Raw genomic sequence first — 25,284 nt, 5'->3', positions numbered from 1 at the left:
GTCTAGAAGTTTCCTGGTCACCAAGGAGGTAAGACGACTTGTGAATGAGTCGACATTTTCTCCCGGGGGTGGTCAACCAGGAATGCCTGTACGGGGCCAGGGTCCCGCGGGATTCGAGGCTGTCGGCTCCGTCGCTGTCCGAACCTTCGCAGCCCACCAGAGCCAGACCAGCCCCCACACGGCTCTGTCAGCACACCAGAGCATGGATGGCCATCACGTGAACGCCATGGCCGGCGACGGAAGTGGCGCGCCCCACAACCACTTCGCCGACTACGACGAACTGCCCGAAGGGCACTTCTACGACCCCGACGCGGAGTACGAGCCCGACCCCGAGTACGCGGCCACGCTCGCGCCCGACGCTGCCCGCCAGCGCCGCGAGCGCATCGGCCCGACCGGGCGCCCGCTGCCGTACTTCCCGATCCCGGGTCCGCTGACCGACCACGGTCCCGCGAAGATCATCGCGATGTGCAACCAGAAGGGCGGCGTCGGCAAGACGACGTCGACCATCAACCTGGGTGCCGCGCTCGCGGAGTACGGACGCCGGGTCCTCCTCGTCGACTTCGACCCGCAGGGCGCGCTGTCGGTCGGCCTCGGCGTGAATCCGATGGAGCTCGACCTCACGGTCTACAACCTGCTCATGGAGCGGGGCATGTCGGCCGACGAGGTGCTCCTGAAGACGGCGGTCCCCAACATGGACCTCCTCCCGAGCAACATCGACCTGTCGGCCGCCGAGGTCCAGCTGGTGAGCGAGGTCGCGCGCGAGTCCACGCTGCAGCGCGCCCTGAAGCCGCTGCTGCCCGACTACGACTTCATCGTGATCGACTGTCAGCCCTCGCTCGGCCTGCTCACGGTGAACGCGCTGACGGCCGCGCACAAGGTGATCGTGCCTCTGGAGTGCGAGTTCTTCGCGCTTCGTGGTGTGGCGCTGCTGACCGAGACCATCGAGAAGGTCCAGGAGCGGCTCAACCCGGAGCTGGAGCTCGACGGGATCCTCGCGACGATGTACGACTCGCGCACCGTGCACAGCCGTGAGGTGCTCGCGCGTGTCGTCGAGGCGTTCGACGACCACGTCTACCACACGGTCATCGGGCGCACGGTCCGCTTCCCGGAGACCACGGTCGCCGGTGAGCCGATCACCACGTACGCCTCCAACTCCGTCGGCGCCGCCGCCTACCGCCAGCTCGCCAGGGAGGTGCTCGCCCGGTGTCACGCCGAGTGAGTCTGCCGGGGGCCGACGAACTGTTCCGTACGACAGGGGGAATGGCGCTCCAGCCGTCCACTCCCCGGCGCCCGGCCAACGGCGAGGCCCGGGTGCCGGCTCCCGCGGGGGAGAGCGACGCCGTGGCCGCTGAGGACGCGCCGCAGTCGGTGCCCGCGCAGGGCGGTGACGGTGACGGCGCTGAGCACGTGGCCGCCGACGCGGAGTCCGTCGACGCCGGTGAGTCGCGCAGCCGGGCCGCGGCCGCGGAGCGTTCCGCGCGGCGTCAGGGGGCGCAGGAAGGTTCTGCCGCGGGTGCCTCCGGCGGTGCCGCCGCGTCCGGTTCCGCTGGTTCTGCCTCTGCCTCTGCCTCTGCCGCTTCTGCTGCCGCGCCGCGTAAGCGGGGGCGGGCCGCGGCGCGTCGGCCCAGTGGGCGTGAGCGGCACGACGAGAAGATCACCGTGTACGTCTCCGCCGAGGAGCTCATGGATCTGGAGCATGCGCGTCTGGTGCTCCGTGGTGAGCACGGGCTGGCCGTCGACCGTGGGCGGATCGTCCGCGAGGCGGTGGCCGTGGTCCTCGCCGATCTGGAGACCCGTGGGGACGCCAGCATCCTCGTACGACGGCTTCGCGGGCGGTAGCGGTAGCCTGCGGGGGCTATGACCTCGAACGACGTTCCCGCCCGCGGTGCCGGTTCCTCCGGTGGCCGTCGGCGTGCGCTGGGGCGGGGGCCGGGAGCAGCGCCGGTGTCCGTACCGGCTCCGGTTCCCGTACCGGATGCGGTTCCCGCGGAGCCGGAACCCCAGGTTCCCGAGGTCGTGGTCCCGGAGCAGGAGCAGGAGCAGGAGCAGGAGCAGGAGCAGGAGCAGGAGCAGGAGCCTCAGGCCGTTGCCCCGGAGCCTGCACCAGAGCCGGTACCCCAGGCCTCCACTGCAGAGCCCGCCGCCGAGTCGCCCGACCGGCAGGACGAGACCGAGCCCGGCGACGACGGCGTCTTCAAGGTTCGGCTGTCCAACTTCGAGGGCCCCTTCGATCTGCTCCTCCAGTTGATCTCCAAGCACAAGCTCGACGTCACCGAGGTCGCGCTGTCCAAGGTGACCGACGAGTTCATGGCGCACATCCGGGCGATGGGGGCGGACTGGGATCTCGACGAGACGACCGAGTTTCTCGTGGTGGCGGCCACCCTGCTCGATCTGAAGGCGGCCCGGCTGCTGCCCTCCGCCGAGGTCGAGGACGAGGCCGACCTCGCGCTGCTGGAGGCGCGGGACCTGCTGTTCGCGCGGCTGCTGCAGTACCGGGCGTACAAGCAGATCGCCGACATCTTCAGCCGGCGGCTCGATGACGAGGCCCGGCGTTACCCCCGTACCGTCGGGCTCGAACCGCACCATGCCGAGCTGTTGCCCGAGGTCGTCATCAGTATCGGGGCGGAAGGATTCGCCAGGCTCGCGGTGAAGGCGATGCAGCCCAAGCCCAAGCCGCAGGTGTACGTCGACCACATCCACGCGCCGCTCGTGAGCGTGCAGGAGCAGGCCGGGATCGTCGTCGCGCGGCTCAGGGAGCTCGGCGAGGCCAGCTTCCGGGCCCTCGTCGAGGACACCGACGACACCCTCACCGTCGTAGCGCGATTCCTGGCGTTGCTGGAGCTGTACCGCGAGAAGGCCGTGGCCCTGGACCAGGAGACCGCGCTCGGGGAACTCGTCGTGCGGTGGACCGGCGGGGACGGCGAAGAGGCGCCCCTGGTGACCGACGAGTTCGACCGGCCGCCCGAGCCGCCGAAGCAGGAGGAGAAGAAGGCGTGAGTGAGGAGACCACCGAGCTTCCGGTCGGGCTGCGTACCGTCGCCGACCTCGACCTCAAGCCCGCCCTGGAGGCGATGCTCATGGTCGTGGACGAGCCCGCGACCGAGGAGCACCTCGCGAAGATCCTGGAGCGGCCCAGGCGGCAGATCGCCGACGCCCTCCGGGAGCTGGCCGACGAGTACGCCGTGCAGGGGCGAGGCTTCGAGCTGCGGTTCGTCGCGGGCGGCTGGCGCTTTTACACCCGCCCCGAGTACGCGGCCGCCGTCGAGCGGCTGGTGCTGGACGGGCAGACGGCCCGGCTGACGCAGGCCGCCCTGGAGACGCTCGCCGTGGTCGCGTACCGGCAGCCGGTCAGCCGCAGCCGCGTCTCGGCCGTGCGCGGAGTGAACTGCGACGGTGTCATGCGCACCCTCCTGCAGCGCGGTCTGGTCGAGGAGGCGGGCACGGAACCCGAAACAGGTGCGATCCTGTACAGGACGACGAACTACTTCCTGGAGCGGATGGGCCTGCGCGGTCTGGACGAGCTCCCGGAGCTCGCGCCCTTCCTCCCGGAGGCGGAGGCGATCGAGGCCGAGACCCAGGAGGGGGTGCCGTCGTTCGACCCGGACGCTCCCGATGACGGTCCGGGCGCCCCGGCACACCGGGGCACCGACGACGCAGACGACCAGACGGAACTTTGATGCGAAGCAGCGGCAGCGGCAAGAGTGGTGGGCGCGGTAACTACCGCGGTGCCGGCAACAACAGGGACCAGAAGCAGGGCGGTCAGGGCGGCCAGGGCGGCCGTCCGCGCAAGCCCCGTCCCGAGGAGCGCCGCTACGACGTGGGCCCTGGGGCGACCAAGGACGGGCCGAAGTCCGGGCGCGGCGCCTCCGCGCGCGGCGGTGCCAAGGGCGGCCCCAAGCAGGGCCAGCAGCGCGGCACCGGTCGGGGCCGTTCGGCCCCGGCGACGTCCCGCGAGTACGACGCCCGCGCCGAGGAGCGCAACCGCGAGCGGTACGCCGGCAAGAAGGACGTCAAGCTGCCCAAGACCTTCCCCGGCGCCGAGCAGGAGGGCGAGCGGCTGCAGAAGGTGCTCGCGCGCGCGGGCTACGGCTCCCGGCGCGCCTGCGAGGAGCTGATCGACGAGGCCCGGGTCGAGGTCAACGGCGAGATCGTCACCGAGCAGGGCCTGCGGGTCGACCCCGAGAAGGACGAGATCAAGGTGGACGGCCTGACGGTCGCCACGCAGTCGTACCAGTTCTTCTCGCTCAACAAGCCCGCCGGTGTCGTCTCGACGATGGAGGACCCCGAGGGCCGCCAGTGCCTCGGCGACTACGTCACCAACCGCGAGACCCGGCTCTTCCACGTCGGCCGGCTGGACACCGAGACCGAGGGCGTCATCCTGCTCACCAACCACGGCGAGCTGGCCCACCGCCTCACCCACCCCAAGTACGGCGTCAAGAAGACCTACCTCGCGGCCATCGTCGGCCCGATCCCGCGCGACCTGGGCAAGCGTCTGAAGGACGGCATCCAGCTGGAGGACGGCTACGCGCGCGCGGACCACTTCCGGGTCGTCGAGCAGACCGGCAAGAACTACCTGGTCGAGGTCACGCTGCACGAGGGCCGCAAGCACATCGTCCGGCGCATGCTGGCGGAGGCCGGCTTCCCCGTCGAGAAGCTGGTGCGCACCGCCTTCGGGCCGATCACCCTCGGCGACCAGAAGTCGGGCTGGCTGCGGCGGCTGTCGAACACCGAGGTCGGCATGCTGATGAAGGAAGTCGATCTGTAGGTCGCTGTACGTCGCTTGCCGTGTCGGCCGGTTCTGGATTCGTCCGGGACCGGCCGATTCGTTTTCGCCGCTCCGCCGGTCTGTATCCGTGACGGAAGGAGCGGGGATGAACACGACCGTCCAGGAGGCGCCTCAGAAGGCGCCTGAGGGGCCGCTGAGGGCCTTGCGGGGCCTGTCATGAGCTCGGGTGAGCTGCTGGAGCGTTCGCTCGCCTACGCGCTGGGGAGCGTCGCCGAGGTGGAGAGGGGGAGTCTCGGACGCCGGACGCCATGCGCCCAGTGGGATCTGGGGCAGTTGCTCGGGCATCTCGACGACTCACTGGACGCGCTCTACGAGGGGCTGACGGGCGGGCGGATCGGGCCGTTCCCGGGTGCCGACCGGGCCTGCGGCTTCCGTACGCGCGCGTGCGCCGTGCTCGGCGCCTGGGCGGCCGGGCCCACCGGGCGAGTGCTGATCGGCGAACGGCCGCTGGACGTGCGGGTGATGGGCGCTGTCGGTGCCGTCGAGATCGCCGTGCACGGCTGGGACGTCGCCCAGGCCTGCGGTCGGCCGAGGCCCATCCCGGGGTCGCTCGCGGCCGAGCTGCTGAGCGTCGCCCGCTGCGTGGTCACCGAGGAGGACCGGGGCGTGCGGTTCGGGCCGCCGGTCGAGGTGACGCCACGCGCGCGTGCCGACGTCCGGCTGCCGGCCTTCCTGGGGCGGCGGGGCGGCGCATGAGGTGACAGGGGTTGCGGTGACCTGCCCCTCTCTTTATAGTCGTACTGACTATTAAGGGGGTGGGTTCGCATGGAGTACGACAAGTACGCCCACGAGCCTTTCGCCGTCACCGCCGACCTCGCCGTCCTCACCATCCGCGAGGGCGCCCTCCACGTCCTGCTCGTCGAGCGCGGGCAGGAGCCGTACCAGGGGGACTGGGCACTGCCAGGCGGCTTCGTGCAGCCGGACGAGTCGGCCGAGACGGCGGCCCGGCGCGAACTCGCCGAGGAGACCGGCCTGTCGGACGTCTCCGGGCTGCATCTGGAGCAGCTGCGGACCTACAGCGAGCCCGACCGTGACCCCCGGATGCGGGTCGTGACGGTCGCCTTCACCGCGCTGCTGCCCCGCCCGCCCGAACCGCACGGCGGCAGCGACGCGGCGCAGGCGCGCTGGGTGCCGTACGACAAGGCGGGGCCGCTCGCCTTCGACCACGACCGCATCCTGGCCGACGCCCATGAACGCGTCGGCGCCAAGCTCGAGTACTCGAGCCTCGCCACTGCCTTCTGCCCGCCCGAGTTCACGCTCGGCGAGCTGCAGCACGTCTACGAGGTGGTGTGGGGCACCGCCCTCGACCGGCCCAACTTCCGCCGCAAGGTGCTCGCCACGCCGGGCTTCGTCGAACCCGTCCCCGGCGCCGCCCGGCTCACCGGCGGCCGCGGCAAACCGGCCGCGCTGTACCGCGCCGGCACCGCCACCACCCTCCACCCGCCGCTGCTCCGGCCGACCCCGGAAGGACGCCCCGCATGACCACGACCACCGTCCGCAAACGCGCCGCCACCGGGTCTTTGACCGGCCTCGCCCTCGGGGACGCGCTCGGCTTCCCGACCGAGTTCAACGACGTGCCGTCGATCCTGGCCAAGTGCGGGCCGTGGCGCGAGATGGAGCTGCCGACACCGGCGATCGTCTCGGACGACACGCAGATGACGCTGGCGTTGGGCAAGGGGCTGCGGACGGCCATGGACCGGGGGCTGCTCGGGCCCAGGCGGTTGGAGCGGCCGGTGCGGGAGGAGTTCGTCGACTGGTATCAGTCGCCGGAGAACAACCGCGCGCCGGGCCGAACCTGCCTCGTCGCCTGCAATCTGCTGAAGGACGAGCAGAGGCCCTGGCAGGACGCCAGCCAGATCGGCTCCAAGGGCTGCGGTGCCAACATGCGCGTGGCTCCGCTCGGGCTCGTCCCCGGTCTGAGCGACGAACAGCGCGCGGGCGCCGCCCAGTTGCAGTCCGCCCTCACCCACGGGCATCCGACGGCACTCGCCGCCTCCGACCTGACCGCCCACGCCGTACGCCTGCTCGCGCAGGGCGCCGAGCCGACCGGCCTGGTCGGCCTGCTGCGGTCGTACGCCTACGACAACCGCACCCGCTACCACGACCGATGGCTCGGCGAGCTGTGGACCCGCAGTCAGGACCCCTCGGCCGAGCACTTCATCGCGCGCGGCTGGGACGAGTGCCTGGCGGTCCTGGACCGCCTTCAGGAGGCGGTGCGCAGTGCTTCGCCCGAGACCGACCCGTGTCTCGCCACCGGCCAGGGCTGGATCGCTGAAGAGGCCCTGGCCACCGGGCTGTTGTGCTTCCTGTGGTTCGTCGACGAGCCGCTGACGGCCCTGCGGCGGGCCGCCTGCACCTCCGGCGACTCGGACTCGATCGCCTGCCTGACCGGAGCGTTCGCGGGCGCCTGGCTGGGGGCCGACGCCTGGCCGACCGAGTGGGCGGACCGGATCGAGTACCGGGGCGACCTGCTGACCCTCGGAGCGCTCTGGGACGCTTGACGGATGATCGACGCCCTCGCCCTCGACCTCACGCCCGTCGTCGCCGAACAGCCCGACCCGGTGCTGTTCGCGACCGTCTCCGGCGCCCACCTGTACGGCTTCCCGTCGCGCGACTCGGACGTGGACCTGCGGGGCGTGCACCTGCTGCCGGCCGCCGATCTCGTCGGGCTCCGGGAGCCGGACGAGACGCGGTCGCGCATGTGGATCCGGGACGGCGTCGAGATGGACCTGGTCACGCACGACCTGCGCAAGTTCGTACGGCTGATGCTGCGGCGCAACGGCTATGTGCTGGAGCAGCTGCTGTCGCCGCTCGTCGTGCACACCACCGACGCCCACCGGGAGCTGGCCGAGCTCGCGCCCGGCGTCCTCACCAGCCACCACGCCCATCACTACCGCGGGTTCGCCAACACCCAGTGGCGGCTGTTCGAGAAGACCGGGGAACTCAAGCCACTGCTCTACACCTTCCGGGTGCTGCTCACCGGCGTCCATCTGATGCGCAGCGGTGAAGTGCAGCCGCATCTACCGAGGCTGATCGGGGAGGTCGACGCACCCGCCTATCTGCCGGAGCTGATCGCGGCGAAGGCGGAGCAGGAGCACGGGGCCGCCGATGTCGACCACGCGCGCGTGGCGGCCGACATCGAGCAGCTGCACGGTGTGCTGGACGAGGCGCAGACGGCCTCAGCGCTGCCCGACGCCCCGAGCGCCTACGACGCCCTGCACGCCTTCGTCGTACGGACGCGGCTGGAGGGCTGAGGCGCGGCGGACGCGGGTCAGGAAATCCTCCACGCGGCGGCGGTCCGGCTCCGGCGGGAGCGGGCTGTGGTGGCAGGACTCCCCAGCCTCCCTCGCCAGGCGGGTCATCCAGGACTCGACCTCCGGCCAGGGGACCTCGCCGCGCTTGACCGCGAGCAGTGGCTCGCGCTGGTCGCCCACGTCGATCGTGAGCCGGCCGGTGCGGAGCAGGTCGCGGGCGCTGATCAGGAGGCGGAGCAGGTGCATCGCGTGCTTCCAGCGCGGGGCACCGTGTGCGCGGACGTCCGCCTCCAGCTTCTTGCGCTGGCCCAGCGCGTAGCGGGTGAACGTCTCGTACGCCTGGCGGGACAGGAACGCCTCGCGCAGGGCGAGGAGTTCGCGGCCCGTGGCGTCGGCGTACTCCACGAGCGGGGAGTGCAGGCACTCCAGGATGTTCGGGTTGGCGCGCAGGGCCAGTTCGCAGAAGCGCTCGAGTTCCCAGCTGAACTGCTCCTCCTGAGGGCCTTCGATATGCGTCGGCGGCTTGTCGAAGCGCCAGAAGAGGGCCGTGGGGGCGAGGAACACGCCCCGGCGGTCGGTGTCGCTGCCGTCCGTCGCCAGACCGAAGGCGCGCGAGCCCATCACACAGGCGTAGATCGTGTGGTCGCGTACCAGGGTCTCGGGGTGCATGCCCCGGAGCGTACGCGGGGGATCACACCAGGCGGATCGAATTTCCCTCCACGGTGATCTTCTTCTCGGGCAGCGGCCTCGTCGCCGGAGGGTTGGCCACCGAGCCGTCCGTGATGTCGAACTTGCTGCCGTGGCAGGGGCAGTTGATAGTGCCGCCCGAGACACTGCCGACCGTGCACTGCTGATGCGTGCAGATGGCGGAGAAGGCCTTGAACTCGCCCGCCTTCGGCTGGGTCACCACCACCTCCTCGTCCTTGAGGATCGTGCCGCCGCCCACCGGGACGTCGGCCGTAGTGGTCAGCTCCTGGCCGGGGGAGGCGTTGGAGGACGATTCGCCCTTGTCGTCGTACTCGCCGCAGCCCGCGACGAGCGCCGCCGCGCCCGTCGCACCGGTGGCGATGAGGATCGTGCGCCGCGTCGGACGGTTGCTCATGTCGTCACTCCGAAAGTGCGGAAGAACCAGAGGGCGGAGGTCAGCCAGATGATCGTGAGGGCGGTGAAGACCAGCCCGCCGACGATCGGCAGCAGCCAGCCGGGAAGGCGCTCCGAGCGGAGCAGCAGCATCTTTGCACTGAAAGCGCCGAAGAAGAAGCAACCCAGGAGGGAGTGCAAGAAAACGCGCATTTCGTATGTCTGGTAGCCCAGTGCGTACAGGCAATGCACCGCCACGGGGACGGACACCAGGAACGCCACCCGGCCCGACCAGCGGTGCAGGGCGGACGACCAGGCCGGCCCCGGCAGCTTGCCGTACACCATGAACGCGGAGACCAACTGGACCAGCGCGAAGAAGATCGCCGCCGTCGCCAGCCACGACTTGACCGCGCCGGTGCTGCTGAACCCGGCGAGGTTGAAGGCCGTCCCCGCCGGGTCGTGGACCTTGCCGTACGCCCCGAGGGCCACCGCGACCGCGCCGGCGACCAGCGCCGGGACCAGATAGCGGGCCGCGTGCGGGCGGCGGTGGCGGGACTGCGGGGACGGGAAGTCCTGGGTGACGGCGTTCGGGTCGACGGTCATGATCGACTCCCGTGAGGAGGGGAGGGGAGGGGGAGCGAGGACGGAGCGGGGTGGATCAGGGGGCGGCTGGGCGGGCCGTGAGCTGCTGTCCGTCGACCGCCACCGCACCCGTCTCCGGGTCGATCCGCGGGGCGGGCGAGGGCCGGCCGTCACGGGTGAGGACGCCGACCTGCCGGCCGCCCGGCAGCACGATCCAGCCGCCGTCGACCCGGGCGCCGCGCACGGTAGTGGTGGCCCGGTACAGGCCCGACGGCTTCTTCGTCCTGTCGGCGGTGAAGGCGTAGTGGCCGCCGTCGATGTCGACCGTGCCCCGGATCCGCGTGCCGTCCTCGAGGGTGCCCTTCAGGGCGGAACCGTCCTTGCCGGTGAGGCGCATGGTCCCGTCGTCGTTCACCTCGCCCTTGAGCCAGGACTCCTTGTCACGGCCGTCGCAGAAGTACGCGATCGCCCTGCCGTCGCGCAGGTTGACGGCTACGGCGGAGGAGTCGTCGGCGGTGCGGCCCGCGTAGCCGGCGTCGGGGACGGGTTTCCTGGTCGGTGAGGGGGACGGTGACGGGGCCGTCTTCGTGGGCGTCGGTGGCGCCGTCGCCGAGGGCGACGCTGTGCGGTGTCCGCGGACGAGGAGGAGGTGTTCTTCGTCCCCGTCGTCGCGTTGAGCGACAGCATGAACACGCCGACCAACAGTCCCGCGAGAAGGGTGAGCAAGGGTCCGGGACGCTTCATAGAGGCCTCCCCCGAGGCGAGCTTCCTGCCCATGAGAGCGGACCCGCGCAGCGCCGTCCAGGGGCGCGTGGATGCGTTCGCGGTCCGGTAGCGGAATCGGGATACCCGGGTGACAGTGGCTGAGTCCGGGCCGGTCCCCTCCCGTGCCCGGTCGTAAGTCGGTGACCGGCGACCAGCTCCAGCGGGCGAGGTGCCCTCGCAATCCGACCTGGAGGCGCTGATCGGGCAGCAGTCGCCGTGAGCGGGCCCGCAGCCGTCTCAGCGGGCGGGCGGCATACGTCTGGCGTGCGCGGGCTGACTAGGCTGGCAGGTCGAAGAGCCGATCCGTACAGCAGCGAGGAGCCGAGCAGTGGCGGTACGAGCGGTCCGGGGGGCCGTCCAACTGGAGCGGGACGACGCCGGCCACATGGACGAGCGGGTCGGGGCCCTGCTCACCGCGATCCTGGAGCGGAACGGCCTGAGCTCGGACGACCTGATCAGCATCTGGTTCACGGCCACGCCTGATCTGCACAGCGACTTCCCGGCGGCCGCCGCCCGCAAGCTCGGTCCCGGCCTCGCCGACGTACCGCTGATCTGCGCCCAGGAACTGGACATCGAGGGCGCCATGCCGCGGGTCGTCCGCGTGCTCGCGCACATCGAGTCCGAAAAGCCCCGCGCCGACATCGCGCACGTCTACCTCGGCGCCGCGGCCGCTCTGCGCAAGGACATCGCCCAGTGAGGACCGCACTCGTCATCGGCACCGGCCTCATCGGTACGTCCGCCGCGCTCGCCCTGTCCCAGCGCGGGGTCGTCGTCCACCTCGCCGACCACGACCCCGAGCAGGCCCGTACGGCGGCCGCGCTCGGCGCCGGCACGGACGAGGCGCCCGAGGGCCCCGTGGACCTCGCCATCGTCGCCGCCCCGCCCGCGCACGTGGCCGGGGTCCTCGCCGATGCCATGCGCCGGGGCGTGGCGCGCGGCTACCTCGACGTGGCCAGCGTCAAGGGCGGGCCGCGGCGGGAGCTGGAGGCACTGGGGCTGGATCTGTCCGCGTACATCGGTTCGCATCCCATGTCGGGGCGGGAGAAGTCCGGGCCGCTGGCCGCGTCCGGTGACCTCTTCGAGGGCCGGCCCTGGGTGCTGACGCCGACCCGGGACACCGACACCGAGGTGCTGAACCTCGCCCTGGAGCTGGTCTCGCACTGCCGTGCGGTGCCGGTGGTCATGGACGCCGACGCCCACGACCGTGCGGTTGCGCTGGTGTCCCACATGCCCCACCTGGTGTCCAGCATGGTCGCCGCGCGGCTGGAGAACGCCGAGGAGGCGGCCGTACGGCTGTGCGGGCAGGGCATTCGGGACGTGACCCGGATCGCCGCGTCCGATCCCCGGATGTGGCTCGACATCCTCGCCGCGAATCCCGGGCCCGTGGCCGACCTGCTCACGGATGTCGCCGCCGACCTGGAGGAGACGGTGCGGGCGCTGCGGGCGCTGCAGTCGTCCGACGAGGCGAAGCGGCTGGAGGGGACGTCCGGGATCGAGGACGTGCTGCGGCGTGGGAACGCCGGGCAGGTCCGCGTGCCGGGCAAGCACGGGGCGGCTCCTCGGGTGTACGAGGTCGTGGCCGTGCTGATCAATGACCAGCCGGGGCAGCTCGCGCGGATCTTCGCGGATGCGGAGCGGGCAGGGGTCAACATCGAGGACGTGCGGATCGAGCATGCGACGGGACAGCAGGCCGGTCTGGTCCAGCTGATGGTGGAGCCCAAGGCGGTGCCGGTGTTGTCCGCGGCGTTGCGGGAGCGGGGCTGGGCCATCCGTCAGTAGGGGGCGGCGTTGTCGTTGCCGTCTTCCGGGGGCCCGCGGCCGAGGTGCGCGGCCGGACGAGTGACGCGTACCCAGTAACCTTGTGCGGGGTGCGTTCGCGCCCCGCCACTCTCGCCGAACCGCACCAGGAAGGTGTCCCCCCGTGGAAAACGGTGCCGCCAAGCCCGTGATTGTCGCCATCGACGGCCCCTCCGGCACGGGCAAGTCGAGCACGTCGAAGGCCGTCGCCGCGCAGCTCGGGCTGAGTTACCTCGACACCGGCGCCCAGTACCGGGCGATCACCTGGTGGATGGTGACCAACGGCATCGACATCGAGGACCCGTCCGCGATCGCCGCCGTGGCCGGCAAGCCCGAGATCGTCTCCGGCACCGACCCGGGCAACCCGACGATCACCGTCGACGGTGTCGACGTGTCCGGTCCGATCCGCACCCAGGAGGTCACCTCCAAGGTCAGCGCGGTGAGCGCCGTGCCGGAGGTGCGCGCGCGGATCACGGAGCTGCAGCGCTCGCTCGCGACCTCCGCGGAGATCGGGATCGTCGTCGAGGGACGTGACATCGGGACGACCGTGCTGCCGGACGCCGACCTGAAGATCTTCCTCACCGCCTCCCCGGAGGCCCGCGCCGCCCGCCGCAGCGGCGAGCTGAAGGGCGCCGACGTCCACGCGACCCGCGAGGCGCTGATCAAGCGCGACGCGGCCGACTCCAGCCGTAAGACCTCGCCGCTCGCCAAGGCGGACGACGCGGTCGAGGTGGACACCACCGAGCTCACGCTGTCGCAGGTCATCGAGTGCGTCGTCACGCTCGTCGAGGAGAAGCGAGCCGGGAAGTGAGCGTTGCGTCCGTGCCCTCCGAGCGGGGCGCCGAGGTCGGGCGGCGCATCGGCGTCGGCCTGATGTACGGGCTGTGGCGGCCCCGGGTCCTGGGCTCCTGGAAGATGCCCGCGACCGGGCCGGTGATCCTCGCGGTCAACCACAGCCACAACATCGACGGGCCGATGGTGATGGGCGTGTCGCCCCGCCCCGTGCACTTCCTGATCAAGAAGGAGGCGTTCATCGGGCCGCTGGATCCGTTCCTGACCGGGATCGGCCAGCTGAAGGTGGACCGGCACTCCGCCGACCGGACAGCCATCACCCAGGCGCTCGACGTCCTGTCCCACGGCGGTGTCCTCGGCATCTTCCCCGAGGGCACCCGCGGCGAGGGCGACTTCGCCTCGCTGCGCGCCGGGCTCGCCTACTTCGCGGTACGCAGCGGGGCGCCGATCGTCCCGGTCGCGGTGCTGGGAAGTTCCGAGAAGCGGGGACGGTTGATAAAGGGACTGCCGCCGCTGCGCCACCGCGTCGACGTCGTCTACGGCGACCCCTTCGAGGCGGGCGACGGCAGCGGGCGGCGCACCCGCAGGGCGCTGGACGAGGCGACCGAACGCATCCAGAAGCAGCTCACCGCGCACCTGGAAAACGCCAGGCGACTGACCGGTCGCTAGGCGACACTGAGTAGTGGATCAGCTGGGAGACAGCCGGGCGGTCCACCGATCACCACGATGAACGAGGTACGGACTTCATGAACGACCACATCCACTCCGAGGGCTCGCTCGAAGAGCACGACCACGGAGAGCTTGGCGACGCCGAGTACGCGGAGTTCATGGAGCTCGCCGCGGAAGAGGGCTTCGACCTCGAGGACGTCGAGGGTGCCATCGAGGCCGCCGGGCACGGGCCGTTGCCCGTCCTCGCCGTCGTCGGGCGGCCGAACGTCGGCAAGTCGACGCTCGTCAACCGGATCATCGGCCGCCGTGAGGCCGTCGTCGAGGACAAGCCCGGCGTCACCCGGGACCGGGTGACCTACGAGGCCGAGTGGGCCGGGCGCCGCTTCAAGGTCGTCGACACCGGCGGCTGGGAGCAGGACGTCTTCGGCATCGACGCCTCCGTGGCCGCGCAGGCCGAGTTCGCCATCGAGGCCGCCGACGCCGTCGTGTTCGTCGTCGACGCCAAGGTGGGTGCCACCGACACCGACGAGGCCGTCGTACGACTGCTGCGCAAGGCCGGCAAGCCCGTGGTGCTGTGCGCCAACAAGGTCGACGGTCCCAGTGGCGAGGCGGACGCCGCGTACCTGTGGTCCCTCGGCCTCGGCGAGCCGCACCCCGTCTCGGCCCTGCACGGCCGTGGCACGGGCGACATGCTGGACGCCGTTCTCGAGGCGCTGCCCGAGGCCCCGCGCGAGTCCTTCGGCGGGGGCGGCATCGGCGGCCCGCGTCGTATCGCCCTGATCGGCCGCCCGAACGTCGGCAAGTCCTCCCTTCTGAACAAGGTGGCCGGCGAGGAGCGCGTCGTCGTCAACGAGCTGGCCGGCACCACCCGTGACCCGGTCGACGAGCTCATCGAACTGGGCGGCGTGACCTGGAAGTTCGTCGACACGGCCGGTATCCGCAAGCGCGTCCACCTCCAGCAGGGCGCCGACTACTACGCCTCGCTGCGCACCGCGGCCGCGGTGGAGAAGGCCGAGGTCGCCGTCGTCCTGATCGACGCCTCCGAGTCGATCTCCGTCCAGGACCAGCGCATCATCACCATGGCCGTCGAGGCGGGCCGCGCGATGGTCATCGCCTACAACAAGTGGGACAACCTCGACGAGGAGCGCCGCTACTACCTGGAGCGGGAGATCGAGACCGAGCTGAACCAGGTGTCGTGGGCGCCGCGCGTCAACGTTTCGGCGCGCACCGGCCGGCACATGGAGAAGCTGGTCCCGGCGATCGAGACCGCCCTCGCGGGCTGGGAGACCCGGGTTCCGACCGGCCGCCTGAACGCCTTCCTCGGCGAACTGGTCGCCGCCCACCCCCACCCGATCCGCGGCGGCAAGCAGCCCCGCATCCTCTTCGGCACCCAGGCCGGCACCAAGCCCCCGCGCTTCGTGCTCTTCGCCTCGGGCTTCATCGAGGCGGGCTACCGTCGCTTCATCGAGCGCCGGCTGCGCGAGGAGTTCGGCTTCGAGGGGACGCCGATCCATATCTCGGTGCGGGTGCGCGAGAAGCGCGGCAAGAAGAAGTAGCGGACACGGCGGAAGGGCGGCCCGGTCAAGGGCCGCCCTTCCGCGTGCTCAGCCTCTGCGCGCCGGCGGCAGCGCGGCCGGGACGTGGTGCATCCCCGACCCCTGCGGGCCGATGTGCCCGACACGCTGCCACTGCGGCTGCTGACCGCTGCCGTGCCGGGCGCTGTGGGCCCCCGCGCTGTAGGCGGTGTACGAGCTGCTGAACGACCCCGGGCGATGGGCGCCGTACGAGCCCGTGCTCCGCGGAATGTTCCCGAACGCGGTGAACCCCAGATCCTCCTCGCCGCTGCGGTCACCCGGCAGCGAGCGGAAGGACTTGACGTACTCGGCGTAGAGCGCGTCGTAGATCGGCGTGGCCGATGGGCCGCCCTGATGGCGGGGAACGTCGTATGCATGCACGTATGTCCAAACGACCCCGCGCTCGAAGAGATGCGGCCGCTGTGAAGGATCGCCTGCTCATTGGGGGCGCGGGCAACGCCCCAGCGGCGCGGGGAACTGCGCGACCGGCCACAGACGGCCCGCAGCCGCCGTACTACGTGTGGCCCCCTTTGAGCGGACGCACTCACGTCCCCGCAAGCGGCAGCGCCGCCGCAACCAACTTCCCGTTCGCCGCCGCCTTGTCCAGAGCCTCCCGCAGCAGATCCTCCCGAGGCTGACGCCCGATGGAACCCACCGGCGCCGCGAACATCAGCACCTGCTGATGCTTGTTCGCGGCGGCTCGCCACCCGTCGGTCACCTGCAGAGGCTGATGCGCCTGCCACCACGCGACCGGCTGCCCCCCATTCGGGCCCGGCTGCAGAACCGCATGCAGCTGACCCATGGCGAGCAGCACGGACCACCCGTGCAGCACCGGCGGCACCTCGGCCAGCTCCGTCGCCGGCATGAACCCCTGCTCGATGAGAAGCGGCAGGAAGTCGTCGCCGGCACCGACCGCCCCGGGCCGCACGATGGGTCCCGTCGGCTCGACGACGAGGGCGGGGTGCAACTCCCCGGCGATCAGCACCAGTCCGCTGGTCACGCCGAGCACGGCCTGCTCCGGCACGATCTTGTCCGGCTCCAGATCGACCGTGTCGCCGGTGATGGACTTCACCGCGCCCCGCAACTGCTCCTCGGTGACCTGGACGACCTGCGAGGGCAGGCAGGTGGCGTGGGCGAAGGCGAGGACGGCGGTCTCGTCCCCGATGAACAGGACGGTGCTGGTGCGCTCCTGTTCGGAGTCGCCCGGGGTGCGGCACGACGTGCAGTCGTAACTGCCGGGGGCGTTCTCTCCGGCGAGCAGCCGGTCGGCTTCTTCGTCGCCGATCTCGGCACGTACCTCGTCGCTGACGTCGAGCATGCGCGGCACGGGTGGCTCCCTCGGGATGTGATGCGTGGCGGGGCCGGGTGGCTCCCGGCCCGTGAACCGGGCGGGTCCCGGGCTCATGAAGGAGACAACGGACGATCTGTGGCGGGAGTCACGCACCACACCGAACGGAATCGAACCATCCACCGCGCACGGTCACCTCGAGTGCGGATTCGCCTACTCACCGTCAAGTCCTTGGAAATCCAAGGAAGTTGGTTGCGTGAGGTGAGTCACAGATCGGCGGGCTGCCTGGTCGACAAATCCTGAAATCAGCGAATGAAGTGGGTGGCCGGAAATCGCTGATACCGGAGGTAACGGCGAACTGGCCTGGAATGACAAGGAGTTGGTTGATACCGCCCTTCAGCCTCCCTACATTCCTCGGCCGTGTGCAACGAGCACCGCTCGGGTACGTCCGCCGCACTACACCAGTCAGCCAGCAAGCAGCACCAGCCTCAGGCGGACGGGGCGAGCGCGACTCACGCGCCCCATGGCGCGGGGAGTGGCGTACCGCCTTGGGGAACCCCGGGTCCTTCGAGAGGGAACTACATGTCCGAATGTGCCGATACCACTCACGACAACGCTCGTAAGACGCAGAAGGCTCCGAACGGGAGCCGGACTCGTACGACGGCGGTCCTCGCCGGGGCGGCACTGCTCGCTCCGCTCGGGCTGCTGGCCGCAACCGGCAACGCCGCAGCGGCGGACAGCGGAGTGTGGGACCGCATCGCCCAGTGCGAGAGCGGCGGCAACTGGCACATCAACACCGGCAACGGCTACTACGGCGGACTGCAGTTCGCCGCCTCCACCTGGCGCGCGTACGGCGGTACGGCCTACGCCCCGACGGCGGACCAGGCCACCAAGGCCCAGCAGATCGCCGTGGCCACCAAGGTCCAGCGGGCCCAGGGGTGGGGCGCGTGGCCGACCTGTTCGGCCCGGGCCGGAGCGTACGGGAGCGCACCCGCGGCTCCCGCCGCCGGCTCGTCGGCCTCCACCAGGGCAGCCCCGACGACTCCGTCGCAGACGCCGGAACGTTCGTCGGGCCACACGAACCGCGGCTCGTCCCGCGGGGACTACACCGTCCGTGAGGGCGACACGCTGAGCGGTATCGCCGCCCGGCACGGGACCACCTGGCAGCGGGTCTACGCCGCCAACAAGGCCGCCATCGGCGGTGATCCCCACCTGATCGTGCCCGGGCAGCGCCTCGAACTCTGAGCGTCGCTCCCCTGCCGGGGCACGGGGCCCCACCCGGTCCGCCGACCGGGTGGGGCCCCCGGGTCCCTCGGACGCGCCGCGGCGGTTGACCGCAACAAGCTGCCTAGCGTGCTCATATGAAATGCACACCGCTCACGATCGTTCTCGCCGGCTCGCTGCTCACCGCCGTTGCTCCGGCCACGGCGCACGCAGCGCACGCCCCGCACGCAACGCGCGCCGTGCAGGTGGCGCCACCACCACCGGAACTCGGACCGCCCCCCAAACGTGTGTCGTTCGGCTGTGCCGGGGACCAGTGGCCCTGGGGCTGCGTCGCCCAGTGTGAGAGCGGCGGCAATTGGCACATCAACACCGGCAACGGCCACTACGGAGGGCTGCAGTTCTCGCAGCGCACATGGGAGGGCTTCGGCGGGGGGAAGTACGCCCCGCGCGCGGATCTCGCCACCCGTCAGGAGCAGATCACGATCGCCAAGAAGGTGGTGGCCGTGCAGGGGTGGGGGGCGTGGCCGCACTGCTCCAGGAGGTACGGGCTCAAGGGCCGGGCGTACTTCGGTCTCAAGAACCGTGCGTACCAAGGCATCGAGAGCCGGGCGGACATCGAGAGCCGGGCGGGCATGGAGAAGCCCAGCATCGCGGATCGGCTGACCTCGAGCACATCGCTGCTCATCCGGAAGGGCTCGACCAGGTTCGGTGCGCTGCACGGCGCTCCCATTCGCCCGCCTCGCCGCTGAACACGACCGCCCCGCGCCGCAGTTCGTGGACGAGTGCCGCCCGGCCGTGCAGCACGGGCGGCAGTCGTTGTTCGGCGATGACCACGCATGCGTCGAGTTCGCTCAGCAGTTCGTACGTACGGGTGGCGACCGTCGGCGACATGCCCTGCGCGGGTTCGTCGACGAGCAGCACGCGCGCGCGTGCCAGCAGGGCGCGGGAGAGGGCGAGCATGCGCTGCTCGCCGCCGGAGAGGGTGCCGGCGCGGCGTGCGAGGAGGGGCTCGAGCGCGGGGTAGGCGTGGAGGGCGACGTCGTACGAGGCAGCCGCGAGTTCGAGGTTCTCGCGGACGGTGAGGGAGCCGAACACGGCTTGCCGTTCGGGGACCAGGCACAGTCCGCGGCGGGCCCTCTCATGGGCGGGCACGCGGGTCATGTCGATGCCGTCCCACACCACCGTGCCGCCGGACAGGGGCACGGTTCCGGCCAGCGCGCGCAGGGCTGTCGTACGGCCGGCCCCGTTCCGTCCCAGCAGAACGGTCAGGCCGGGGCCGGGGGCGGCGAGGGTCACGCCGTGCAGGGCCTCCAGGGGGCCGTAGCGCACGCGCGCGTGGCGCAGGGAGATGGCGGTCATGCGGGGGTCTCCCGGGGGCCTGCGGCGTCCAGTACGCGGTCGGATGGGCCGGAGGCGACGATGCGGCCCGCCGTCATGACGTGCACGGTGTCGGCGAGGTCGGCGACCAGGTCGAGGTCGTGCTCGACGACGAGCAGGGCGGTGCCGTCGGCGGCGAGGGCCTTCAGGATCCGGGCCAGTGCGGTGACCTCGGCGTTGTCGAGGCCTGCGGCGGGCTCGTCGAGCAGTAGGACGCGCGGGCTGCCGGCGAGGGCGCGGGCCAGCTCCACGCGCCTGAGTGTGCCGGTGGGCAGGTCGGCGGCGGGGCGGGAGCGCAGAGGGCCGTCCAGGGCGACGAGTCTGAGGGCTCGTTCCACGGCTGCGGGGTCTCGGACGCGTCCTTGCTCGGCGCCTACGCGGACGTTCTCGGCCACGGTCAAGGAGGGGAAGACGGCCAGTTGCTGGAAGGTGCGGGCGATGCCGAGGCGGGTGCGGGCGTGGGCGGGCAGACGGGTGATGTCGCGGGTGCCGAGGAGGACCTGGCCGTGGGTGGGGCGGTGGGTGCCGGCCAGGCAGTGGAACAGGGTGCTCTTTCCGGCGCCGTTGGGGCCGATGATTGCGGTGACCTGGCCGGGGGCGACGGTGAGGGTGACGTCGTCGAGGGCGGTGAAGCCGTCGTAGCGGGCCTGGAGGTGGTGGGTCGTCAGTGCCGGTGGGTGGGGGTGCCCGCGGCCTGCGGCCGCGTCTGGTTTCCCACCCGCACCACCCGTGCGACTTTCGCCGTCGGGTGCGGGTGGCCCCTGTGGGGGCTCAGCGCCATCGGCGGCTGCGGCGCTTCGGGCGCTTACGGGGTGGGCACCGGCTTCGCCAACCTTGCCTGCGGCGCGACCGGCCGCGCCCGCGTCGCCACCGCCCACGCTGCCCCCGCCCTTGCCCGCGCTGTCACGGTCTGCGCTGCCACCGCACGCGCCGCACTCGCCCGCACTGCCACCACCCGCGCTACCCCGGCCTGTGCCGCTCCGGCCCGCACCGCCCCCGCCCACACCGCCCGCATCGGTCTCTTCCCCTCGCCGTTCCCCGCCCTCCGCCGCGCCCTCCGCCCGTCGGCTCGCCACCGGGCGGTCCCGCCGCAGTGATGGGTCTCTGGCCCCGTGCTGCTCCTCCCGGCGCGTCGGGCCCGCGACGCCCGACGCGGTGAGGCCCGCCAAGGGCGGCTGGGGGGCTGGGCCTCGCTCCGCCGGGCGCAGGAGCGTCCGCACCCTCACCCCCAGCGCCGTCAGCGTCGCCCTACGCCGCAGCCGGAGCCTCTCCGCCGCCGCCCGCAGCGCCTCGTACGGCCCCCCGGGGAAGCGGCCCACCAGGACCGCCAGTACGCCGATGAGGGCCGCCGCCACCCCGCCCCGGGCGCCCGCGTCGAGGCCGACCAGGAGGGCGGCGGCTGCCAGGGCGCCCAGGGTGCTGTCGGCGCCGAGGACGACCACCGCGGCGAACCAGAGGAGGCCGCGGACGGGGTCGTAGGCGGCGGGGTCGAAGGCTCTGAGGCTCATGCCGAGCAGGCCTCCGCCCAGGGCCGCCAGGGCGGCGCCCGAGACGAAGGCCAGGAGCTTCAGGGAGGGCACCTGGACGCCCGCCGCCGACGCCCCCGACTCGTGGTCCCGCATCGCCGCCAGGGCCCGGCCGGTGCGGCCCCGGCGCAGCAGCCAGGTCGTCAGAAGGGCGGCTGCCAGGAGGGCCAGTTCCAGGACGTAGTACGCGCGGTCGCCCTCGAAGCCCGCCGGGCGGCCCAGGGACAGGCCCGAGATCGCGTACGGCTGGGCGAACACGAAGCGGCTCACCCCGACGCCGACCGCGAAGGTGGCCAGGGCGAGGGCCAGGCCTCGGCGGCTGATCGCCGGCCAGCCGGTGAGCAGACCCAGGGGGGCGACCAGGACGACCGCCAGCGCGAGGGCGGCGAGCTCCGGCAGGCGCGGCAGGCCCGGGAAGCGGCCCGCTGCCAGCAGAGCCGTGAAGAGGGCGCCCAGGCCCGCGTACGCAGCCTGCCCGAGCGATATCTGGCCGCCGCGGCCCGTGACGACGACCAGCGAGAGCAGCACCACGGCCAGCGCCGGCACCTGCACCGACGTATGCAGGTCCGAGCCCGCGAAGCCCAGGGGGAGCAGGAACAGCACCGTCGCCACGATCCAGGCCCCCGGAGGCGTCGGCACGCGCGCGGTGGCCGTGCGGGGGAGAGCGTCACGCGTACCTACGCTCGGAAGGGCCAGGGCCGCGATCAGCAGGGCCACGACGAAGAGGTTCGTGCCGACCGCTTGCAGGAGGGGAGCGCCCCAGCCCGACGGGTGCAGTCGGGTGAGCTGGCTCTGCGCCACCCCGATGGCCAGCGCCGCCACCACGGCGACCGGCAGGCTCCGCATGCGCGCGGCCACCGCGACCGCGACCACCTCCATGACCAGCAGCGGAAGACCGTACGGGTCCAGCCGGACGTACGGTGCCAGCAGCACGCCCGTCAGGCCCGCCGTGAACGAGCCGAACGCCCAGCCCGCCGCCGCCACCCGGTCCGCGTCGATGCCGCCCAGGACGGCCAGCTCACGGTCGTCCACCACGGCACGCAGTTCGCGGCCGAAGCGCGTCCAGCGGATGACCGCCCCGACGCCGGCCGCCAGCAGCAGGGCCACCGCCAGCTGCCCCCACGGATCCGCCGACACCAGCTCCGGCGCGTCGTCCCGCGCCCCCTGGCCCCACAGCAGCGCCGCCCCGCCCACCAACAGCACGAACACCCCGATGGACGCGACCAGGGTCTGCGCCGGGTCGCTGCCCAGGACCGACAGCGGCCGGAAGACGAACCGTTCCAGCACCATCCCGATGGCGGGTGCGAGGACCAGCAGCGTCACCGTCGCACCCGCCCACAGCGGCCAGCCCCACTCCACCACGCACTGCCGCAGCACATACGCGCACACCATCGCGATCGCCCCGTGAGCGAAGTTCAGCACGCCGGTCGCGCGGTACGTCACGATCAGACCGATCCCGGTGAGCGCGGCGGCGCTGCCGACCGACAGACCGGCCAAGGTGAGGTCGTACGTCAGCGAGGACATCAGTCGTCCGCTTCAGTCATCCGCTTCGACGGGCTCACAGATCGGGCACGGGCCCAGTTCGCCGCTCCTCACCAGCTTCGCATCGACGGGGACGGCCTCCACCTTCCCCGCGACCAGCGGACAGTCCGCGCGGTGCCAGAGGGTGCCGCCGGGCATCATCAGCAGGTCCCCGCTGACCGCGAGCGGCGCCGTGGCCGGCTGCCCCGACTCCTCGGCGTCGGCGGGCTCGGCGGCCACCAGAAGGCCGTACAGCTCCTCCACACGCGCGGCGGCGAGCGTGCCCCGGCCGTGGGTCAGCAGCACCGACCCGGCGATGATCAGCGCGGCGCCGGGAACCGTGCAGGACGCGAGATACGGCAGCTGCCGCTCGGCGAACCGCTCGCCGGAGATCCCGTACCAGCCGATGACGCACAGCACAGCGCCGGCCGCGAGCGCGGCCCAGCCGGCCCAGAGGACGGGGTGCACGGTCCGCAGTCGGGCTGTCCGCATCGCTGGCTCCCACACGTCGGTCTGTGCGCACGCACATCGGGTCATGCACACCGGTTCGGTGCATGTGCCTGTCCATGTCAGCCAATGGCTTGCACTATGCCTCCTGCAAGCTGACCCTGAAAGCACCGGGCGCACACGGCCCGGATCGACACCCGGTGGTGAGCCAGATGGTTCTCGGGAGCGACCTCAGGCGGAGCAACGCACACAGGGCGCGCGGCCCACGGGCGGCGGGACGGGGGACCGCGCTGGCGGCCGCCCTGCTTCTCTTCCTCGCCCCGGCCCTCGCGGCCTGCAGCGACGACGAGGGAGGCGGCGGCAACGAGACACCGCCGACACCGACCGTCGAGCAGACGGAGACGTCACCGGCCGCGACGGCGCCCGCGGACGCGGGGGCGGCCGAGACGGAGATCAAGCAGAACTGGGCGAAGTTCTTCGATCCGAAGACGTCCCTCAAGGACAAGCAGACCGTCCTGGAGAACGGCGACCGGATGGCGCCGGTCCTGCAGGCGTTCAGCGGTGACGAGCGTGGCGGGCAGGTCCAGGCGAAGGTCTCCAAGGTCGAGTTCACCTCGCCGACCGAGGCGAACGTCACGTACGACCTGACGCTGAAGGGCGCGACCGCCCTGCCGAACGCCGCCGGAACCGCGGTGGAACAGGACGGCACCTGGAAGGTGTCCGCCAAGACCCTGTGCGCGCTGGTCCAGATGAGCGGCAATGGGTCGCCGATCCCGGGGTGCTGAGGCGGCGATCGCCGTGATGGTGCTGGCTCTGAGTACGGCGTGCGGCAGCCGGCTGCCGGAGAGCGACTTCGAGCACCGCGACCGGAGCACTCCCTCGGCGCCCGCCGGTGACCGCACGCCCGTCCGCGTCGGCGTCATCACCAGTGCCACCAGCCCCGTCGGCGGCAACGCCTTCACCGGCCCCCGCGACGGCGCCAAGGCCTTCTTCGAGCGCCTCAACGCGCGCGGGGGCATCGACGGCCGCCCGGTCGAGGTGCGCGAGTGCGACGACGGCGGCAGCGGCGTCGGCAACAACGAGTGCGTGCACGAACTGATCGACGAGGACGGGGTCGTCGCCCTGGTCGCCACCACCGCCTTGGACTACGCGGGCGCCGAGCGCGTCTCACGCGCACGCGTGCCCGACATCGGCGGCCAGCCCATCGGGGCCGCCTACGACACCTATCCGCATCTGTACGGCATCTACGGCAGCCTCGCGCCCCGCGACGGCACGACCGGCTGGGACGGCAGGCAGTACGGCGGCACGGAGGTCTACCGCTACTTCAAGCGCGAGCACGGCGCCCGTACGGCCGCCGTCGTCTCGTACAACCAGCCTGCTTCGGCCGCCTACGCCCGGCTCGTCGAGCGGGGGCTCAAGGCCGAGGGCTACGAGGTGGTCACCGAGCAGGTCGACTTCGCGCTGCCCAACTTCCGCGCGGTGGCGGCCGATCTGAAGGAGCAGGGCGCCGACCTCGTCTTCGACGCCATCGACACCCACGGCAACGCCCGGCTGTGCAAGGCGATGGACGACGTGGGCGCCGAGGTCACCGCCAAGGTCACGAACGTACAGAACTGGACGTCCACCGTCGCCGAGGACTACAGGGACTCCCCGCGCTGCCGCAACGCCCTGTGGGCGACCGGATCGTCCCGCAACTTCGAGGACACGGAGCAGGACGCCGTACGGGAGTTCCGGGACGCCACGAAGGGCCTCAAGACGCACTCCCAGTGGCAGCTGGAGGGCTGGGCGGCGGCGATGTGGTTCACGGACGCGGCGAGGGCGTGCGCCGACGAGGGCGTCACGCGCGCGTGCGTCGACGACTTCATGAACCGCAGTCAGGGATACACCGCAGACGGTCTGCTGATCCCGGTCAGGTTCGAGCGGCTGGCCGAGCCGCCCAAGAGCCGCCGGACCTGTCTGTCGGTGGCCCGCTGGGAGGACGGCAAGGGCTGGGTCTCCCAAGGAGACATGAACTCCACGTGCTTCGAGGTCCCGCAGCTGTCGTATCGGCCGTGAGGGGCAAACCAAAAGGCCGCATCGCCGGTCCAACTGACGGAGCAGAACGCCGAGGGAGGAACCGCACCGCATGACGACGCCCCTGTCGCACACCGCACCACTGCGCGCCGACTGCATCGCGGATTCGGCCGGCGGGCTGACCTTCGACGTCAGCGCGACCGGGTCGAGCGAGCCCGCCCACCTCGTCCTGCGCCACCGCGAGGGCCAGGAGGAGGTCACCCTGCCCCTGACCCCGGCCACGAAGGGCCACCTGCGCGCCGCCCTGCCCAGCAGCGTCGCCCTGCCGGAGGGCCACTGGGACGCGTACGCGCGCGTGACGGAGGGAGAACCGCACCGTTTGGCACCGGGCGCCATGAAGGTGCACTCCCATGCTTCCCGGGTCCCGTACGAGACGCGACAAGGCAACCTGAGCGTCGAATGCCGTAGCGGGACAACGCCCTTCAGGGCGACGCGCTTAGGGGCGCGGGGAACTGCGCGATCAACCCCGACGAACCCGCACTCGCCCGCGATACCCGCATCCCCGAGCTATTAGGCGACTGGCAAACTC

General features: G+C 71.8%; 28 protein-coding genes and 1 pseudogene. 20 read left to right on the top strand and 9 right to left on the bottom strand.

Going from position 1 to position 25,284, the window contains the following annotated elements; all coding sequences use genetic code 11:
- Positions 1 to 82 precede the first annotated feature (82 nt).
- The 9 genes from ACQEV2_RS08815 to ACQEV2_RS08775 all read left to right on the top strand — a co-directional run bounded on the left by ACQEV2_RS08815 (position 83) and on the right by ACQEV2_RS08775 (position 8,040).
- On the top strand, positions 83 to 1,219 hold the full coding sequence (locus tag ACQEV2_RS08815; protein WP_398827522.1) for a ParA family protein: 1,137 nt from the start codon (positions 83 to 85) through the stop codon (positions 1,217 to 1,219).
- The gene (locus tag ACQEV2_RS08810; protein ID WP_433038324.1) at positions 1,204 to 1,839 is read left to right on the top strand and encodes a hypothetical protein; all 636 of its coding nucleotides are present in this window, start codon (positions 1,204 to 1,206) and stop codon (positions 1,837 to 1,839) included. The genes ACQEV2_RS08815 and ACQEV2_RS08810 overlap by 16 nt, the downstream gene beginning before the upstream one ends.
- 18 nt (positions 1,840 to 1,857) lie before the next feature.
- Entirely contained in the window at positions 1,858 to 2,997 is a 1,140-nt protein-coding gene (locus tag ACQEV2_RS08805) for a segregation and condensation protein A (RefSeq protein ID WP_433038322.1), read from the top strand.
- Complete coding sequence (gene scpB / locus ACQEV2_RS08800; RefSeq protein WP_433038320.1) at positions 2,994 to 3,677, top strand: SMC-Scp complex subunit ScpB; 684 nt, start codon at positions 2,994 to 2,996, stop codon at positions 3,675 to 3,677. The genes ACQEV2_RS08805 and scpB overlap by 4 nt, the downstream gene beginning before the upstream one ends.
- Positions 3,677 to 4,765 carry a pseudouridine synthase gene (locus ACQEV2_RS08795; protein ID WP_433038318.1) on the top strand — a complete coding sequence of 363 codons (1,089 nt, stop codon included), beginning with the start codon at positions 3,677 to 3,679 and terminating at the stop codon, positions 4,763 to 4,765. The genes scpB and ACQEV2_RS08795 overlap by 1 nt, the downstream gene beginning before the upstream one ends.
- A 177-nt stretch (positions 4,766 to 4,942) precedes the next feature.
- Positions 4,943 to 5,482 carry a TIGR03086 family metal-binding protein gene (locus tag ACQEV2_RS08790; protein WP_433038316.1) on the top strand — a complete coding sequence of 180 codons (540 nt, stop codon included), beginning with the start codon at positions 4,943 to 4,945 and terminating at the stop codon, positions 5,480 to 5,482.
- 69 nt (positions 5,483 to 5,551) lie between these two features.
- On the top strand, positions 5,552 to 6,268 hold the full coding sequence (locus ACQEV2_RS08785; protein ID WP_433038314.1) for an NUDIX hydrolase: 717 nt from the start codon (positions 5,552 to 5,554) through the stop codon (positions 6,266 to 6,268).
- Positions 6,265 to 7,287: an ADP-ribosylglycohydrolase family protein gene (locus ACQEV2_RS08780; RefSeq protein ID WP_433038312.1), complete on the top strand. Its 1,023-nt coding sequence runs from the start codon at positions 6,265 to 6,267 to the stop codon at positions 7,285 to 7,287. The genes ACQEV2_RS08785 and ACQEV2_RS08780 overlap by 4 nt, the downstream gene beginning before the upstream one ends.
- A gap of 3 nt (positions 7,288 to 7,290) precedes the next feature.
- Positions 7,291 to 8,040 carry a nucleotidyltransferase domain-containing protein gene (locus ACQEV2_RS08775; protein ID WP_433038310.1) on the top strand — a complete coding sequence of 250 codons (750 nt, stop codon included), beginning with the start codon at positions 7,291 to 7,293 and terminating at the stop codon, positions 8,038 to 8,040.
- On the opposite strand, the gene ACQEV2_RS08770 is transcribed toward ACQEV2_RS08775, so the two are convergent.
- The 4 genes and pseudogenes from ACQEV2_RS08770 to ACQEV2_RS08755 form a co-directional block, all read right to left on the bottom strand.
- Positions 7,966 to 8,709, bottom strand: coding sequence for a nucleotidyltransferase domain-containing protein (locus tag ACQEV2_RS08770; protein ID WP_433038308.1), 744 nt, complete (start codon positions 8,707 to 8,709; stop codon positions 7,966 to 7,968). The two genes, ACQEV2_RS08775 and ACQEV2_RS08770, sit on opposite strands and share 75 nt — an antisense overlap.
- A 22-nt stretch (positions 8,710 to 8,731) precedes the next feature.
- Complete coding sequence (locus ACQEV2_RS08765; RefSeq protein ID WP_433038306.1) at positions 8,732 to 9,142, bottom strand: Rieske (2Fe-2S) protein; 411 nt, start codon at positions 9,140 to 9,142, stop codon at positions 8,732 to 8,734.
- Positions 9,139 to 9,723 (bottom strand): DUF6529 family protein, encoded by a 585-nt coding sequence (locus tag ACQEV2_RS08760; RefSeq protein WP_433038304.1) that lies wholly within the window; start codon positions 9,721 to 9,723, stop codon positions 9,139 to 9,141. The genes ACQEV2_RS08765 and ACQEV2_RS08760 overlap by 4 nt, the downstream gene beginning before the upstream one ends.
- Positions 9,724 to 9,778: 55 nt before the next feature.
- Positions 9,779 to 10,389: pseudogene (locus tag ACQEV2_RS08755) on the bottom strand (hypothetical protein).
- On the opposite strand from ACQEV2_RS08755, the gene ACQEV2_RS08750 reads away from it, so the two are divergent.
- From ACQEV2_RS08750 to der, 6 genes are all read left to right on the top strand, one after another.
- Positions 10,331 to 10,537, top strand: a complete 207-nt coding sequence (locus ACQEV2_RS08750) for a hypothetical protein (protein ID WP_433055231.1) — start codon at positions 10,331 to 10,333, stop codon at positions 10,535 to 10,537. The pseudogene ACQEV2_RS08755 and the gene ACQEV2_RS08750 overlap by 59 nt on opposite strands.
- Before the next feature lie 258 nt (positions 10,538 to 10,795).
- Positions 10,796 to 11,164 (top strand): chorismate mutase, encoded by a 369-nt coding sequence (gene aroH / locus ACQEV2_RS08745; RefSeq protein ID WP_433038302.1) that lies wholly within the window; start codon positions 10,796 to 10,798, stop codon positions 11,162 to 11,164.
- Positions 11,161 to 12,246 (top strand): prephenate dehydrogenase, encoded by a 1,086-nt coding sequence (locus ACQEV2_RS08740; RefSeq protein ID WP_433038300.1) that lies wholly within the window; start codon positions 11,161 to 11,163, stop codon positions 12,244 to 12,246. Before aroH ends, ACQEV2_RS08740 begins: the two co-directional genes overlap by 4 nt.
- Before the next feature lie 142 nt (positions 12,247 to 12,388).
- On the top strand, positions 12,389 to 13,075 hold the full coding sequence (gene cmk, locus ACQEV2_RS08735; RefSeq protein ID WP_433038298.1) for a (d)CMP kinase: 687 nt from the start codon (positions 12,389 to 12,391) through the stop codon (positions 13,073 to 13,075).
- Complete coding sequence (locus ACQEV2_RS08730; protein ID WP_433038296.1) at positions 13,033 to 13,725, top strand: lysophospholipid acyltransferase family protein; 693 nt, start codon at positions 13,033 to 13,035, stop codon at positions 13,723 to 13,725. The genes cmk and ACQEV2_RS08730 overlap by 43 nt, the downstream gene beginning before the upstream one ends.
- 77 nt (positions 13,726 to 13,802) lie before the next feature.
- Positions 13,803 to 15,281: a ribosome biogenesis GTPase Der gene (der, locus tag ACQEV2_RS08725; protein WP_433038294.1), complete on the top strand. Its 1,479-nt coding sequence runs from the start codon at positions 13,803 to 13,805 to the stop codon at positions 15,279 to 15,281.
- A 48-nt stretch (positions 15,282 to 15,329) separates the two neighbouring features.
- Here der and ACQEV2_RS08720 read toward each other — a convergent pair whose 3' ends face one another.
- Complete coding sequence (locus ACQEV2_RS08720; RefSeq protein ID WP_433038292.1) at positions 15,330 to 15,680, bottom strand: hypothetical protein; 351 nt, start codon at positions 15,678 to 15,680, stop codon at positions 15,330 to 15,332.
- 163 nt (positions 15,681 to 15,843) lie between these two features.
- The gene (locus ACQEV2_RS08715) at positions 15,844 to 16,626 is read right to left on the bottom strand and encodes a hypothetical protein (RefSeq protein WP_433038290.1); all 783 of its coding nucleotides are present in this window, start codon (positions 16,624 to 16,626) and stop codon (positions 15,844 to 15,846) included.
- 543 nt (positions 16,627 to 17,169) lie between these two features.
- Here ACQEV2_RS08715 and ACQEV2_RS08710 point away from each other — a divergent pair.
- Both ACQEV2_RS08710 and ACQEV2_RS08705 read left to right on the top strand, forming a co-directional pair.
- Positions 17,170 to 17,832 (top strand): transglycosylase family protein, encoded by a 663-nt coding sequence (locus tag ACQEV2_RS08710; protein WP_433038288.1) that lies wholly within the window; start codon positions 17,170 to 17,172, stop codon positions 17,830 to 17,832.
- A gap of 116 nt (positions 17,833 to 17,948) precedes the next feature.
- The gene (locus ACQEV2_RS08705) at positions 17,949 to 18,560 is read left to right on the top strand and encodes a transglycosylase family protein (protein ID WP_433038286.1); all 612 of its coding nucleotides are present in this window, start codon (positions 17,949 to 17,951) and stop codon (positions 18,558 to 18,560) included.
- On the opposite strand, the gene ACQEV2_RS08700 is transcribed toward ACQEV2_RS08705, so the two are convergent.
- The 3 genes from ACQEV2_RS08700 to ACQEV2_RS08690 are packed head-to-tail and all read right to left on the bottom strand — an operon-like array spanning position 18,493 to position 22,727.
- Entirely contained in the window at positions 18,493 to 19,170 is a 678-nt protein-coding gene (locus tag ACQEV2_RS08700; protein WP_433038284.1) for an ABC transporter ATP-binding protein, read from the bottom strand. The genes ACQEV2_RS08705 and ACQEV2_RS08700 overlap by 68 nt on opposite strands.
- The gene (locus tag ACQEV2_RS08695; RefSeq protein WP_433038282.1) at positions 19,167 to 22,238 is read right to left on the bottom strand and encodes an ABC transporter permease subunit; all 3,072 of its coding nucleotides are present in this window, start codon (positions 22,236 to 22,238) and stop codon (positions 19,167 to 19,169) included. The genes ACQEV2_RS08700 and ACQEV2_RS08695 overlap by 4 nt, the downstream gene beginning before the upstream one ends.
- A 12-nt stretch (positions 22,239 to 22,250) precedes the next feature.
- Positions 22,251 to 22,727: a hypothetical protein gene (locus ACQEV2_RS08690; protein ID WP_433038280.1), complete on the bottom strand. Its 477-nt coding sequence runs from the start codon at positions 22,725 to 22,727 to the stop codon at positions 22,251 to 22,253.
- 167 nt (positions 22,728 to 22,894) lie between these two features.
- On the opposite strand from ACQEV2_RS08690, the gene ACQEV2_RS08685 reads away from it, so the two are divergent.
- The 3 genes from ACQEV2_RS08685 (at position 22,895) to ACQEV2_RS08675 (ending at position 25,269) form a co-directional block, all read left to right on the top strand.
- On the top strand, positions 22,895 to 23,467 hold the full coding sequence (locus ACQEV2_RS08685) for a hypothetical protein (protein ID WP_433038278.1): 573 nt from the start codon (positions 22,895 to 22,897) through the stop codon (positions 23,465 to 23,467).
- Positions 23,442 to 24,737 (top strand): ABC transporter substrate-binding protein, encoded by a 1,296-nt coding sequence (locus ACQEV2_RS08680; RefSeq protein ID WP_433038276.1) that lies wholly within the window; start codon positions 23,442 to 23,444, stop codon positions 24,735 to 24,737. The genes ACQEV2_RS08685 and ACQEV2_RS08680 overlap by 26 nt, the downstream gene beginning before the upstream one ends.
- A 70-nt stretch (positions 24,738 to 24,807) precedes the next feature.
- Entirely contained in the window at positions 24,808 to 25,269 is a 462-nt protein-coding gene (locus ACQEV2_RS08675) for a hypothetical protein (protein WP_433038274.1), read from the top strand.
- The last annotated feature ends 15 nt before the right edge of the window (positions 25,270 to 25,284 follow it).

Source organism: Streptomyces sp. CA-251387, from assembly GCF_050936625.1.
In the GTDB taxonomy this organism is placed as follows: Bacteria; Actinomycetota; Actinomycetes; order Streptomycetales; family Streptomycetaceae; genus Streptomyces.
Note: the sequence above shows the minus strand (reverse complement) of the source record. Positions and strands in the feature narration are given on the sequence as shown.